General features: G+C 68.2%; 10 protein-coding genes, 1 tRNA gene and 1 pseudogene. 2 read left to right on the top strand and 10 right to left on the bottom strand.

The features are described 5' to 3' along the window. Positions 1–17: 17 nt before the first annotated feature. The 3 genes from ACRB68_RS23095 to ACRB68_RS23085 form a co-directional block, all read right to left on the bottom strand. A complete protein-coding gene (locus tag ACRB68_RS23095) occupies positions 18–971 on the bottom strand; it encodes an acyl-ACP desaturase (RefSeq protein ID WP_153535847.1) in 954 nt (317 codons plus the stop codon). A gap of 209 nt (positions 972–1,180) precedes the next feature. Then, a complete protein-coding gene (locus tag ACRB68_RS23090; protein WP_153535845.1) occupies positions 1,181–2,563 on the bottom strand; it encodes a GntP family permease in 1,383 nt (460 codons plus the stop codon). Continuing rightward, positions 2,560–3,111 carry a gluconokinase gene (locus ACRB68_RS23085; RefSeq protein ID WP_207709795.1) on the bottom strand — a complete coding sequence of 184 codons (552 nt, stop codon included), beginning with the start codon at positions 3,109–3,111 and terminating at the stop codon, positions 2,560–2,562. The genes ACRB68_RS23090 and ACRB68_RS23085 overlap by 4 nt, the downstream gene beginning before the upstream one ends. Before the next feature lie 146 nt (positions 3,112–3,257). Between ACRB68_RS23085 and ACRB68_RS23080 the strand changes: the two genes are divergently transcribed. Then, positions 3,258–3,968 (top strand): FadR/GntR family transcriptional regulator, encoded by a 711-nt coding sequence (locus tag ACRB68_RS23080; RefSeq protein ID WP_153535843.1) that lies wholly within the window; start codon positions 3,258–3,260, stop codon positions 3,966–3,968. 62 nt (positions 3,969–4,030) lie between these two features. On the opposite strand, the gene ACRB68_RS23075 is transcribed toward ACRB68_RS23080, so the two are convergent. From ACRB68_RS23075 to ACRB68_RS23055, 5 genes are all read right to left on the bottom strand, one after another. After that, a tRNA-Lys gene (locus ACRB68_RS23075) sits at positions 4,031–4,103 on the bottom strand. Positions 4,104–4,163: 60 nt separating this feature from the next. Then, on the bottom strand, positions 4,164–4,766 hold the full coding sequence (locus ACRB68_RS23070; protein WP_153535841.1) for a response regulator transcription factor: 603 nt from the start codon (positions 4,764–4,766) through the stop codon (positions 4,164–4,166). An 87-nt stretch (positions 4,767–4,853) separates the two neighbouring features. Next, complete coding sequence (locus ACRB68_RS23065; RefSeq protein ID WP_153535839.1) at positions 4,854–5,816, bottom strand: TIGR03557 family F420-dependent LLM class oxidoreductase; 963 nt, start codon at positions 5,814–5,816, stop codon at positions 4,854–4,856. A 786-nt stretch (positions 5,817–6,602) separates the two neighbouring features. Next, positions 6,603–10,508, bottom strand: a complete 3,906-nt coding sequence (gene fxsT, locus ACRB68_RS23060; RefSeq protein WP_328594899.1) for an FxSxx-COOH system tetratricopeptide repeat protein — start codon at positions 10,506–10,508, stop codon at positions 6,603–6,605. A 388-nt stretch (positions 10,509–10,896) separates the two neighbouring features. Then, the gene (locus tag ACRB68_RS23055) at positions 10,897–11,322 is read right to left on the bottom strand and encodes a YdcF family protein (protein ID WP_328594632.1); all 426 of its coding nucleotides are present in this window, start codon (positions 11,320–11,322) and stop codon (positions 10,897–10,899) included. Between the two features lie 330 nt (positions 11,323–11,652). Here ACRB68_RS23055 and ACRB68_RS23050 point away from each other — a divergent pair, with 330 nt between their 5' ends. Continuing rightward, positions 11,653–12,123, top strand: a complete 471-nt coding sequence (locus ACRB68_RS23050) for a DUF488 domain-containing protein (RefSeq protein WP_153535835.1) — start codon at positions 11,653–11,655, stop codon at positions 12,121–12,123. Here ACRB68_RS23050 and ACRB68_RS23045 read toward each other — a convergent pair. Together ACRB68_RS23045 and ACRB68_RS42865 are read right to left on the bottom strand one after the other, a co-directional pair. After that, positions 12,108–12,932 (bottom strand): hypothetical protein, encoded by an 825-nt coding sequence (locus tag ACRB68_RS23045; protein WP_194293423.1) that lies wholly within the window; start codon positions 12,930–12,932, stop codon positions 12,108–12,110. The genes ACRB68_RS23050 and ACRB68_RS23045 overlap by 16 nt on opposite strands. A gap of 141 nt (positions 12,933–13,073) precedes the next feature. Further along, positions 13,074–13,405: pseudogene (locus ACRB68_RS42865) on the bottom strand (GIY-YIG nuclease family protein). Between the last annotated feature and the right edge of the window lie 3 nt (positions 13,406–13,408).

Below are 13,408 nucleotides of genomic sequence, written 5' to 3'. Positions count from 1 at the left end.
CCGCCCCGGGCGCGGGCTCAGCCCTGGCGGGCGGCCCGGCGCGCCTCGCGCTCGGCGCGGCGCTCCTCGAACCGGGCGGCGGCCTGGTCCAGGTTCTCCAGGAACGCGGCGAGCCTCTCGCGGGCCTGCTCGGCCTCGGCGTCCAGGCCGGTGAGGTCGAACACGCCCCACTTGCGCAGGATGGGCAGGACGACCTCGTCGTGGTGCAGGCGCAGGTCGTAGATGCCGGCGTTGGCGATCGCGACGGACTTGCGCAGGAAGCCGTCGATGGTGTTGCCGGGCATCTCGAACGTGGTCACCACGTCGGTGACCGCGCGCATGGCCTGGTTCGCGTCGGCCTCGAACGCGGCGCCGATGAAGTTCCGGTAGAAGATCATGTGCAGGTTCTCGTCCTTGGCGACCCGCGCCATCATCCGCTCGCAGAGCACGTCGCCCGAGGCCTTGCCGGTGTTGCGGTGCGAGACCCGGGTCGCCAGCTCCTGGAAGGCGACGTAGGTGGCGCCGCGCAGCATGTCGGTGCCGTGCGGCATCGCGTAGCCGACCTGCAGGTGCTGCATCCGGGCGCGCTCCAGGGCGACCGGGTCGATCGCCCGGGTGACCGTCAGGAAGTCGCGGATGACGATGCCGTGGCGGTTCTCCTCGGCGGTCCAGCGGTTGGTCCAGTAGCCGTACGCGCCGTCCTGCCCGAACACGCTGCGCAGGGCGAAGTGGTAGCCGGGCAGGTTGTCCTCGGTCAGCAGGTTGACCAGCAGGGCCTCGCGCGACTGCGGGGAGACCTTGGAGTCGCCGGGCTCCCAGCCCTCGCCGCCCTCGATGACGCCCGCGTAGGTGCGGCCCACGTCGTAGGGGACGTACTCGTGCGGGAACCACTCCTCGGCCGTCGCCACATGCCGGTTCACCTCCTTCTCCACCGTCGGTTCGAGCGCCATGAACAGGTCGAGCTGCTCGGTGGGGACGGAGGTGATCGACATGCCCGGCTCTCTTTCGACGGTGACGGGGGTGAGCTGGGGACGGCGCGGTGGACGTCCCTCCGGACGGCTCAGCGTAGTTACGCCCGATGCGCCGATCTTGTCGTACGAGCGCGGTTCGGTCAGCCCTTTTGTAGCTCGGATGACAAGTCATCCGTTTTCACCGGGTGCCGGGCGGGCCGTCCGGCAGCCGGCCGGCCCGCCCGGTGCGCCTAGACGACCAGGCCGAGGAGCAGGACGAAGACCAGCCCGCTCACCGACACGAACGTCTCCATCAGCGACCAGGACTTGACGGTCTGGCCCACGCTCAGCCCGAAGTACTCCTTGACCAGCCAGAACCCGGCGTCGTTGACGTGGGAGAAGAACAGCGAGCCGGCGCCGATGGCCAGCACCAGCAGCGAGGTCTGGCCGGTGTCCAGCGTGGTGACCAGCGGCGCCATGATCCCCGAGGCGGTGACGGTGGCGACCGTCGCCGAGCCGGTGGCCAGGCGGATCAGCACCGCCACCACCCAGGCGAGGAGCAGCACCGACATGCCGCTGCCGCTCACCCAGTCGGCGACGAGCTTGCCGATGCCGGTGTCGATCAGGGTCTGCTTGAAGCCGCCGCCCGCCGCCACGATGAGCAGGATGCCCGCGATGGGGGTGAGCGAGCGCTCCAGGGCGGTGGCGAGCGCCGCGCGGTCCATGCCGGCGCCGCGGCCGAGGGTGAACAGCGCGACGATGACGGCGATCAGCAGCGCCACCAGCGGCGTGCCGAGGTTGTCCAGGACGGTGCGGACCTGCGAGTCCTTGTCGGCGAAGATGTCGGCCAGCGCCTTGCCCATCATGAGCACGACCGGCAGCAGCACCGTGGCGAGGGTGAGGGCGAACGACGGCCGGGGCCGCGCGTCCGCGTCGTCGGTTTCCTGCGTGCCCTCGTACAGCTCGGGCGGCGCCACGTCCACCCAGCGGGCGGCGTAGCGGGCGAACAGCGGCCCGGCCAGCGCGATGGTGGGCAGCGCGACCAGCACGCCGAGGCCGAGCGTGATGCCGAGGTCGGCCTTCAGCGCGTCGATCGCCACCAGCGGGCCGGGGTGCGGCGGCACCAGGCCGTGCATGGCCGACAGGCCCGCCAGCGCGGGGATGCCGACCTTGACCAGCGACAGCCCGGAGCGGCGCGCCACCAGGAAGATCACCGGGATCAGCAGCACCAGGCCGATCTCGAAGAACATCGGCAGCCCGATCAGCGCGCCGACCAGGGCCATCGCCCAGGGCAGCGTGCGCCGCCCGGCGCGCCCGATGATGGTGTCGACGATCTGGTCGGCGCCGCCGCTGTCGGCCAGCAGCTTGCCGAACATCGCGCCGAGGGCGATGAGCCCGCCGACGCTCGCGGCGGTGCTGCCGAACCCGGTGGTGAACGAGGTGACGGTGTCGGCGGTCGGCAGGCCGGCCGTGATGCCGACGGTCAGCGCGCCGAGGGTGAGGCTGAGGAAGGGGTGCAGCTTCAGCCAGGTGATGAGCACGACGATCAGTGCGATGCCGAGGAGCGCGGCCAGCACGAGCTGGCCGCCGCCGGCGACGGGCTGCGGTGGCGGCGCCAGGGCGAGGAGGTTCATCGGTCGGCCTTCTTGGGGGTGGGGTCGGACAGGGGTGCCGCGGCCAGGTAGGCCGCGACGAGGTCGTCGAGCGGGGCGTCGAGGTCGAGCACGAGGCCCCGCTCACCGGGTTCGAGGGGTTCCAGCGTCTGGAACTGGGAGTCGACGAGCGAGGCGGGCATGAAGTGGCCCGGCCGCTCGGCCACGCGGCGCCGCACGATCTCCGGCGCGCCGTGCAGGTGCACGAAGGCCACGTCCGGCGCGTACTCCCGCAGCAGGTCGCGGTAGGAGCGCTTGAGCGCCGAGCAGCCCGCCACGCCGCCGTCCCGCGCGTGCCCGGCGAGCCAGGCGCCGATGGCGCGCAGCCACGGCAGCCGGTCCTCGTCGTCCAGCGGGACGCCGGCCGACATCTTGGCGATGCCGGCGGGGGTGTGGAAGTCGTCGGCGTCGGCGAAGGGCACGCCGAGCCGCCGGGCGAGCTCCGCGCCGAAGGTCGTCTTGCCCGACCCCGACACGCCCATGACGACGAGCAGCGGAGCGGCCTGCGCGGAGGCGGGGGTGGGACGCATCGCGGGGCACCTTTCTGCGACGTTCGGAGGAGTGTGGCATGACTCATCTGCTTTGAAAAGCTACTACTGACAATAAATCAGATCTTTTGGGCTGTTCAGCCATCTCATGCCCCCTGACATGGGAGGATCGGCCCGTGGTGGGGGACATGGCGGGATCCGGCGAGCCGGCGGGGCTGCACGGCAGCGTGCTGGACCGCCTCGGCGTGCTGATCACCTCGGGGGAGCTGGCCCCGGGCCTGGTGCTGCGGATCGAGGAGCTGGAGTCCCGCTTCGGGGTGTCGCGCTCGGTGGTGCGCGAGGCGATCCGGGTGCTGGAGTCGATGGGCATGGTCAGCAGCCGCCGCCGCGTCGGGGTCACCGTCGCCCCGCGCGAGCGGTGGAACCTGTTCGACCCCCGGATCATCGGCTGGCGGCTCGACGGCGCCGGCCGCGGCGAGCAGCTGCGGTCGCTGAACGAGCTGCGCCGCGGCGTCGAGCCGGTCGCCGCCGCCCTCGCCGCCCGCCGGGCGACCCCCGAGCAGTGCGGCGTGCTCACCGGCGCGGTCATGCAGATGGCGGTGCACGGCAGGTCGGGCGACCTGGAGGCCTACCTGGAGGCCGACACCGCCTTCCACCGCACGCTCCTGGAGGCGTCCGGCAACGAGATGCTGGGCGCGCTCGGCGACGTGGTGGCCGCGGTGCTGGCCGGCCGCACCCACCACCACCTGATGCCCCCGCGCCCCGAACCGCAGGCGATCCGCTGGCACGCCGAGGTCGCCCAGGCCGTCCAGGCGGGGGACGCGGCGGAGGCCGAGCGGGCGATGCGCGACATCGTCGCCGAGGCGACGCGGGCGCTGTCGGCCGGCGGGCAGGACTGAACCGGCCCCGGAGACGACGAAGGGCAGGCGCATCGGTGATGCGACTGCCCGGTCGAAGCGAGTGCGCCGTCAGGGACTTGAACCCCGAACCCGCGGATTAAGAGTCCGCTGCTCTGCCAATTGAGCTAACGGCGCATGTCGCGTGAGGTGCTGCGCCCTCCGGCGACAGAAAGAACAGTAGCAGGCGAGGCGAGCTCAGTGCGAATCGTTCGCACCCGGCCGCTCGCGCCCCGGCAGCACGCTCATCATGCCCCGCCACAGCGCGATGGCCGTCGCCCGCGAGCTCACCCCGAGCTTGGAGTAGATGCGGTTGACGTGGTTCTTCACCGTCTTCTCGCTGAGGAACAGCTGGCGCGCGATCTCCCCGTTGGAGCGGCCGCTGGCGATCAGGTCCATCACCTCGGCCTCGCGCGCCGACAGCCCGAGGCTGACCCGGGAGGCATCGCGGACGCTGCGGATCAGGTCCCGGGCGGTGAACGCGCCGGGCACCAGATGCCCGCAGGCGCCCGCCCGCAGGGCGCCCTCGACGGTGCCGCGGTCCTCGGCGCCGGCCAGCACGAACACCCGGGAGGCGCGGCTGAGCGGCGCGGCGTGCCCGGTGCGGGCGGCGCCCGCGCCGATCAGCACGATGTCGGGGCGCAGCCGCTCGGCCAGATCGACCGCGCCGGCGCCGTCGGCGGTCTCGGCCACGACCTCCAGCTCGTCGCTGCCCGCCAGCCGTGAGACGGCGTCGGCCCGGGCATGGGGGTCGCCGTCCACCACCAGCACGCGCAGTGGAGCCGTTTCGTCGACGTTCATCCCGCCTCCGGCGGTCGCCCTTGGCATTTATAAGATCGGAGCATAACCGTCCGATCACCTTCAGCCAATGCGACGCGCCTCCGCGGCTCAGTCCCCGAGCGCGCGGAGCGGCCCGGCCAGCTCGCGTTGGTAGAACCGCATGAAGCCGTCGGGGTCGGGCCCGGAGTTCATCAGCACCAGATGGTCGAAGCCGGCGCCCGCGAACTGCCGCGCGACCTCCAGGTGCCGCTCGGGGTCCGGGCCGCAGGCGACGTTCTGCCGGATGACGTCCTCGCCGATCAGCGCGGTCGCGGCCTCGAAGTTGACCGGGTTCGGCAGCTCGGCCATCACCTTCCAGCCGGTCTGCCCGAACCGCGCCAGCCGGTGCGCCGACGCGACGGCCTCCTGCTCGTCGGCCGCCCACGACACCGGGACCTCGCCGTAGCGCGGCCCGCGCCCGCCGGCCTTGCGGTAGGCCTCCACCACGTCGGGGACGGCCTCGGTGTTGAACAGCCCGTCGCCCAGATCGGCGGCGATCTTGGCGGCCTGCGGGCCGCCCGCCGCGACGATGATCTGCGGCTGCTCCTCGGGCAGGTCGTAGACGCGGGCGTCCTCCAGGTCCAGGTGCCGGCCCTCGTAGGAGTGGTAGCCGCCGGTCCACAGCAGCCGGATGATCTCCAGCGCCTCGCGCAGCATCTCGTGCCGCACGGTGACCGAGGGCCAGCCGACCCCGACGATGTGCTCGTTCAGCCGCTCGCCGGACCCGACCCCGAGCACGAACCGCCCGTCGGACAAGATCGCGGTGGTCGCCGCCGCCTGCGCGATGATCGCCGGGTGGTACCGCACGGTCGGGCAGGTCACCCCGGTCGCCATCGTGATCGTGGACGTCCGCGCCGCGATCGCGGCGAGCATCGACCAGGCGAACCCCGAGTGGTCCTGGCTGTACAGCCAGGGGTGGAAGTGGTCGCTGATCTCCACGAAGTCGAACCCGGCCCGCTCGGCCTCGACGGCCTGCCGCACGATCTCCTTGGGCCCGTAGGCCTCGGCGAAGAGCTTGTATCCGATTTTCATGTGGGTGATCTGTCCGGCCGGGCGGCGGCTACACGCCCGGCCCGGCCAAGAAACGCACAACCGCTCCCAAGCCCGCCGCAACGGCGAGGGCCCCGGCCATCAACGATGACCGGGGCCCTGCAGCCTGGGGTGAGTGAGGGGACTTGAACCCCCGACATCTTGGACCACAACCAGGTGTCGACCCTTGAGGCACACCGCCTACCTCACCGTTCTGGCAGGTCAGACGGGGTAGCAGGAGCCGGGCTGACCGCTGCTGAGAGCACGTAACCGCATCTCACCGCATGGTCCCGCTCCCGCTCTCGCTCCCACCGAAGAGCCGAAAGCAGCGGCGCGACTCCCTTGACCCCAGGACGGTAGGGGAAAGGTATATGCAGCTCAGGACATGATTCGAACGCGTGATTGAAGTGCGTTGATCAGGGTTCTGTTCGATCGGAGGCATGGCATGTGGCCCCCATCTGGTCCCCGAGGTTGGCTCACTCACAGGCAGACGGCTCGTTCGCCAGCTGCTGCGCTTAAGCGTCCGTCCCGCCGAACTCAGCCGCCACCTGTCGGGCGGCGTCATGGTCTCCTTGCTCACATAGAAACGTACCAGGAAGTAGAGGGAGGACTCGTCTCTCCAAGCGCAACGCGCTGCCACAACTCCTCTTTCTGGCCTTCCTCGTACAGCAGTCGATCCAGCTAGCGGCGCGTCAGCCGATCACACAAGCCACAGCAGCGTCCAGCCACGCGCGACGACCGTAGGGAGCCGACATCGTGACGACCTGATCCGTAGCCAGCGCAACGAAATCACTTATTCTTCCCTCTCCCCCCTTTCCTTTTCTGCTTCCCCTTCTTGGGGATTTGCATTTCTATCACGCGGGCGGCGTTACCTCTTCCCGATTCCGAAAGGATAATTACGAGATTTCTGGCGGAGGTGAGGGTGTCGAGGTGGTCGTCGCCCAGGATGCGTCGGCGGCGTTCGTAGGTGTCCTGGGCGAGGGGGAGGGCTTGGTTGTCCCGGCCCAGCGCGCGAAGGGTGCCAGCGAGGTTGTTGGCGGAGGTGAGGGTGTCGGGGTGGTCGTCGCCCAGGATGCGTCGGCAGCGTTCGTGGGCGTCCTGGGCGAGGGGGAGGGCTTGGTTGTCCCGGCCCAGCGCGCGGAGGAGGACGGCGAGGTTGTTGGCGGAGTTGAGGGTGTCGGGGTGGTCGTCGCCCAGGATGCGTCGGCGGCGTTCGTGGGTGTCCTGGGCGAGGGGGAGGGCTTGGTTGTCCCGGCCCAGCGCGCTGAGGGTGCCAGCGAGGTTGTTGGCGGAGGTGAGGGTGTCGGGGTGGTCCTCGCCCAGGATGCGTCGGCAGCGTTCGTGGGCGTCCTTGTCCAGGGGTAGGGCTTCGTTGGCCCGGCCCAGCGCGCTGAGGATGGCGGCGAGGTTGTTGGCGGAGGTGAGGGTGTCGGGGTGGTCGTCGCCCAGGATGCGTCGGCAGCGTTCGTAGGTGTCCTGGGCGAAGGGTAGGGCTTCGTTGGCCCGGCCCAGCGCGCGGAGGAGGGCGGCGAGGTTGTTGGCGGAGGTGAGGGTGCCGGGGTGGTCGTCGCCCAGGACGCGTCGGCAGCGTTCGTAGGTGTCCTGGGCGAAGGGTAGGGCTTCGTTGGCCCGGCCCAGCGCGCGGAGGGTGCCAGCGAGGTTGCTGGCGGAGGTGAGGGTGTCGGGGTGGTCGTCGCCCAGGACGCGTCGGCGGCGTTCGTGGGTGTCCTGGGCGAGGGGGAGGGCTTGGTTGTCCCGGCCCAGCGCGCGGAGGGTGCCAGCGAGGTTGCCGGCGGAGTTGAGGGTGCCGGGATGGTCGTCGCCCAGGACGCGTCGGCAGCGTTCGTAGGTGTCCTGGGCGAAGGGTAGGGCTTCGTTGGCCCGGCCCAGCGCGCGGAGGGTGCCAGCGAGGTTGCCGGCGGAGGTGAGGGTGTCGGGGTGGTCCTCGCCCAGGACGCGTCGGCGACGTTCGTGGGCGTCCTTGTCCAGGGGTAGGGCTTCGTTGTCCCGGCCCAGCGCGCTGAGGGTGACGGCGAGGTTGTTGGCGGAGGTGAGGGTGTCGGGGTGGTCCTCGCCCAGCGTCTGACGATGGTGGCGCAGGGTGGCTTGGCTGATGATGTGGGCGGTGGTGTAGTCGCCGAGGTCTCGTAGGGCATGCGTGCGATGTTGGGCGGCGGTGAGAGTGTCGGTGTGATCGGCGCCGAGATGTTCGGCCCAGCCTTGGTGGAGGCTGGTGGTGAGTGTGTGGGCTGCCTTGGTTTGTCCGCTGACAATGAGGTAGTGGGCAGCCTTGCAGGCGACCTGCCGGAGGGGCGGGGAGGAGGTGGTGTAGAGGTTGGTTGCTAGGAGGTGCGGGGTGAGGCGTTTCCATTGCGGCCAGTACGTGGTGTCGCCAGAGTCGAGTGGTGCGGCGGTGGTGAGGATGTCGGCGGCCAAGGTTTGGTAAGCGTCGGTTTGGTGGCGGGTGTGGTCGCGGATGATGGCTTGGGTGAGGCGGTGGAGTCGCATGCCGCTGGCGTCGAGCCGACCGAGTCCTTTGTCGCGGATGAGAGAGAATGCGGCACTTGTATCGAGTACCCCCTGTGGGAGCGGTCCCGGTGCCGTTGTCGCGGTGTGGGAAGCGGGTAGTGCACGGAACCAGTCGGCGGGGATGGGTTCGGGAGCCAGATAGCAGCACAGCTGGAGCAGGTTCGCGGCTGTGGGGGATTCGTCTGCGAGTTTGGTGGTGGCGACCAGGGTGATCGCTGCGAGCGTTTCACCGTAGGACCGTTTCGCTCCATGATCGAGCACTTTCTTGGCCTGCTCGCTGATCAGGGTCCGGAGTTCGGCAGGGGAAACACCTGCGCCCAGGACACCCGATACTTGTGCCAGGGCGAGAGGAAGGTCTCCGAGGATGTCGGCGACCTGCCCGGCGTCCTGCGCATCCAGTCCCTGGACATTTCTGGTCAGCAGGTCGATGGACTCGGCGCGGTGGAACTCTTCGACAGGGATCGGGTGGGCGAGTTCCTGCCAGCCGCCTGCGCGGGAGGTTGCGAGGACATGCCCTGATCCCTTGGGGAGCCAGGGTTGTAGGTCATCCGGGTGCACGATGTTATCGAAGACCAGCAACCAGTTCTGGCGGTGTTGGAGTGCTTCGATGGTGGCCTTGGCGGCGGTGTCGGTATCGACCGTTGCAGAGGCCACCCCGATGGCCACCCCCAACTCGCCGATCTGAGCAGCAATCAGTTCCGGGGTCTCGGCATTCACAAACTGGACCAGGTCGTACCGGTCAGCGAACCGGTACGCGTACTCGACCGCCACTGAGGACTTGCCCACGCCACCAGGGCCATACAAGGCCACCGGAGAGGGTGGAGTCTCCGATAGGGCCTGCTCCACCTTCGACAGCAACTCACCACGCCCGGTGAATCCGCGCAGCCGCTGCGGAAGTCCTCGATCGATCACATCGCTGCCGTTTTGGACCAAGGATTGAGGATCGGTCGGCGGTGAGGGTGTGGGTGGCGAGTCCTTGTGCGCGAGTGCCGTTGACGGGTCGAGAGCTTTCAGGAAGGCGGAAATGGCCGAGGCCCATGTGATGGTTTCTGCTAGCTGCTGCTGAAGTGCTCGGGCTTGCTGGAAAGCGGTGGTGCGGTTCTTGAGGACCGCTTCGATCGCGCGGCCCCAGTTCTCAGCGGTAGCCTTGTCGTCGCTGGTCGTTTCCACAACGGTCCGCAGCGATTCCTGGTCGAGAGCCTCAGTCAGCAAGGTCCCCAGCCCGCTGGTACTGCTCACCAGAACCGGTGTGCCTGCCACGATCGCCTCAGCCCCCACCAGCCCGAATCCTTCAGCGCGTGAAGGCATGATCACCAGGCTGGCCGCCCGCAGGTCATCTGCCAGCCTGGCCGGCTGCGTCGTGTACTGCTTAACGCGGACGTTGAGCCCCTTGTCCCGGGCCTGTTTACGGACCCGCCTGGTCACCTCGGCGGCCGTGCCCTTCCGCGCACCACGGATCACCAACTCGATACCGGGCAGGTCCCGAACACGCCGGGCGGCCTGGGAAAACCCAGCGGCAGCGATGTCCAGGCCCTTGAGCCGCTCATCCTCGGCCCGGCCGAACAACAACACCATCCACGGCTCCCCTAGCGGGGGAGTCCGCTGCGCAGGCGCCTCGACGTCAAAGCCCGGATCGAAACGCAGCAACTTACCCGGATCGACCCCACGCGCATGAAGATCGCGCAGGAACCACGCATATATACGCGGGCCCACCGCAACGACCAGATCCGCCGCCTCACTCAACTCCAACTCGGCCTGATGCCGCTCCTCCGCCAACACCTCGGCATCAACACCACGGCCGGGCTTATGACGTTCGATGTCATCAGGAATCATGTGAATGAAATGCACACGCCTGGCTCCCGGGAAGTAGTCACTCAAAGCATGAGCAGCCGGCCCCGTGATGCGAGCATGCCCAACGATCACCTGTGGCTCACCGGCATCCCCGAGATCAGGTCGACGAGAAAGCCGATCACCCTCCGGCGTCCCCGGGGGCCTGGGCGCCTCTACCAGAGTCACGCCCCGCCCGGCGGCGTCCTGAACTTCCTCTGCGGACGCACGAAGAACCAGACAAGTCACCCGAATACCGTCATTCAAGGCTAGATGGGCGCATAGTTGGCGATTGAATGTGCTCAATCCCCCCTGCGCCGACCCCCACTCTGTCGCCACCACCAGAAAATGCGAACTCACCTAACACCACCCCGGTTGACCTGATCTGCCCCAAGTTTCCCCCGCATCGGAGTCCAAAGGAAGCCGAACCGGCGAACCTGCCACCGCTGACAACACCCTGACCGTCCCGTATGGCCAAGCGAGTCGGCATGGATGTGGTGCCTGGTCGGACCAGCGGACCGAGACCGGCCCGAAGAGGCTGCATACCCGGCCCGGACGGACCGGCCGGCGGCCGTGGAGCGGGAGCCTTTGAAGGAGTAGGGAAAGTTTGCACGGCTCCGCCGAGCAAACTTCTAATGATGAGGAACGCCTGCTCGGTGCCCTTGTGCAGCAGGTCTCGCCGTGAACGGGCTGGTTCTGCGGTGTGAATCTTGGTCGAAGCGGTTGGTCAGGCCACTAGGCGGGCGGTGTAGCCGTGGTCGACGAGTCGCTGGAACGCCTTGCGGACGTTCTCGGGCATTGGCTGCGGGATGGCGAATCCTCGCTCGGCGTAGACCTCGATGCGCTGAGTGTCGCCCACCAGCATGGACACCACGCGGTCAACGTCACCGATGGAGGCGACGTAGTCGTCCAACTTCATCGGGTGGGCTCCGCAGATCACTTCGACCTCGGGCCAGATTTTGCGGCATGTCGCGTAGGCGCGCCGTTGTTGATACGGGCGGCTGATGAGGAGGACCGAATGCGGCGTGAGACCGCGCTCGGCGAGTAGGTCCCGGGTCAGTGTGAGGTTTTCGGCGGTGTTGGTCGTGGCCGGCTCGATCAGGATGGTGTCCTCGGGGACACCGAGAGACAGTGCGTGCTCGCGGTAGTGCACGGCCTCGCCGCGCGGGAAACGGGCCTTGGTGGTCGAGGCGTTCGCGCCCCTGCAAGCCGAGCAGATGGGCCACGAGGTTCCCGGAATGCGGCGGCGTCTACGGCTGCGCCACCCCGGAGATGCGGGCGGCCCTCCGGAAGGCGCTCCATGCAAGCTGGGAGGCCGCTCTGCGACAGCGGGCACCCCTGTCTCCGCGTTCGGACGTCCAACTCCTCAACACCCTGCTCCAAGAGGTCTATGCGCCCGAGGGCGCCTCATGAATCGGGAGGTATCGCACACCATGACGGGCTGGGGCTTTACAGCCATCGTCGCCGTGAGAGGCTGTGGCGCATGCTCGTAACCGATCGATTCACCGGCCAGTCCGGCTTGACCGGGATCGGCTATGAGGGACACGACATGGAGTCCTTCCTGGCCCAGCTCGCTGGCCAGGGAGTCTCCCTCCTGGTCGATGTCCGGCTGAACCCGATCTCACGCAAACGGGGTTTCAGCAAGCGGGCACTGAGCGAGGCGCTGAACTCCGCAGGCATCGACTACGAGCATGCTCGCCCGCTCGGCAATCCGAAGGACAACCGTGCCGGATTCGGTGGATCGCCGACCGAGCTGAGCCAGGCCAGGCGCCGGTTCGCCGACGAACTGCAAACGTCGGCCGCCATGGAGTGGCTTACCGCGATCGCGGATTGGGCCGCCGAGCGGAGAGTGGCACTGCTCTGCTTCGAGGCCGAGCAGGAACGCTGCCACCGCGACGTGGTCGCCGAGGCCGTCACTGCAGCGCAGACCCGGGGCGTTCACCGCTTGGGGTAGAAGGCTCCCAGGGTCATGAACGCTTGCGGATGCTTGGCCAGGTTCCCCACATAGAAGATCGTGTCTTGGCGCGGACCGCACATCTGCTCGAAGAACTTGAGGCGAAGCTGTTCCTTGGCTTCGGCATCGCTGAACCGGCGCAGATTGCGTTGTAGAGCGACCCACTCCCAGTCGTAGATGCCCTGTCTGTGTCCTCTGCAGGGCGGCGACTGACAAAGGTAGTGGTACCAGCCTTGAAAACGAGGTGCCTCAAGGGCGGTGCGCGGCCCGCTGCTGAACAGTTCTTCTTGCTGGATGTAGCGGTCGATCTTCCTCTGCTCGGCAGCGCTCCAGCCGGGATGAGCCTTGATCTCGAGGTTCTTGACCACCCGAGGGCGGATGGCGGCCAGAGAGCGAGCCAGCGGACGCTCACGGATCTCGCTCAGCAGTTCGCACATCGACGCTTGCACATGGTCGATCACGAAGACCTTCCGTCGCTCCCAGGTGTCCAGATACGACAGGGTCTGGACGGTCTCGACGATCGGCCGGTAGCTCTCGACGCGGGGATCGGCATGCGCGGGCCGGGCTCGCAGGGAGATGATGTCGTACTTCCGGAAGGTGTTCTCCCGCTCAAGCTCGCGATAGTTGATCGGGTAGAGCCGTACCCAGCAAGTCGGGTGTACGTCGATTCGAATCCCCGCCACGCAGACGGTCTCACCGTAGGTCTCCGAAGGGTTCGGCGCGGCTTTGACCGTGATCAACACCTCCATGGTCTCTTCGGCGCGGCCGGGAGACTTCACCGGTGCGGAGGTCGGATCCGGACCGAACAAGGACGGTTGATCAGCTGTGCCCAAGAGGTGCCCCCTATCTCAGCCCTGCCAAAAGCGTCCGGCTGAGATAGGGGAAACGCCAGGGCATGGCCGCATCCGGCAGGCTGTACGGCTCTTTGTGGCCCGAAGGGCAGAGAACGCTCAGCTCGTGACCCGCAGCTCCCGGGTACGCTGCCTGGCTTGGGAACGCAGGCTGGTGAGCTGGTGATGAAACGTATTGTGCTTGTTCTGATCGAGGTTGAGCGGAAGATCAAGACACGCGATGAGTTCGGACTCGAAGGCCCATGGCTCCGGATGCTCAATCCAGCAGACGCGGGCGTGGTCGGCCATCCAGGAGGTCAGTTGCGACTCGCCGGATTTTCCGAATGTCATGAGCCAGCCGCTGCCGACTCGCCGGAGTTTCAAGCCGAGCAGGCACCCAGAGTGAGTCGCAAGGTGGAGCCTTCGGCGTTTCCTCGGTAGTGATAGCGCACGCG

This window comes from Actinomadura macrotermitis (genome assembly GCF_009604375.1).
Lineage (GTDB): Bacteria > Actinomycetota > Actinomycetes > Streptosporangiales > Streptosporangiaceae > Spirillospora > Spirillospora macrotermitis.
Note: the sequence above shows the minus strand (reverse complement) of the source record. Positions and strands in the feature narration are given on the sequence as shown.

Coding starts and splice junctions, on each gene's coding strand:
- ACRB68_RS23095 (WP_153535847.1), bottom strand. CDS start 971: ATGTCGATCACCTCCGTCCCCACCGAGCAGCTCGACCTGTTCATGGCG.
- ACRB68_RS23065 (WP_153535839.1), bottom strand. CDS start 5,816: ATGAAAATCGGATACAAGCTCTTCGCCGAGGCCTACGGGCCCAAGGAG.
- ACRB68_RS23070 (WP_153535841.1), bottom strand. CDS start 4,766: ATGAACGTCGACGAAACGGCTCCACTGCGCGTGCTGGTGGTGGACGGC.
- ACRB68_RS23050 (WP_153535835.1), top strand. CDS start 11,653: ATGCTCGTAACCGATCGATTCACCGGCCAGTCCGGCTTGACCGGGATC.
- ACRB68_RS23085 (WP_207709795.1), bottom strand. CDS start 3,111: ATGCGTCCCACCCCCGCCTCCGCGCAGGCCGCTCCGCTGCTCGTCGTC.
- ACRB68_RS23080 (WP_153535843.1), top strand. CDS start 3,258: ATGGCGGGATCCGGCGAGCCGGCGGGGCTGCACGGCAGCGTGCTGGAC.
- ACRB68_RS23090 (WP_153535845.1), bottom strand. CDS start 2,563: ATGAACCTCCTCGCCCTGGCGCCGCCACCGCAGCCCGTCGCCGGCGGC.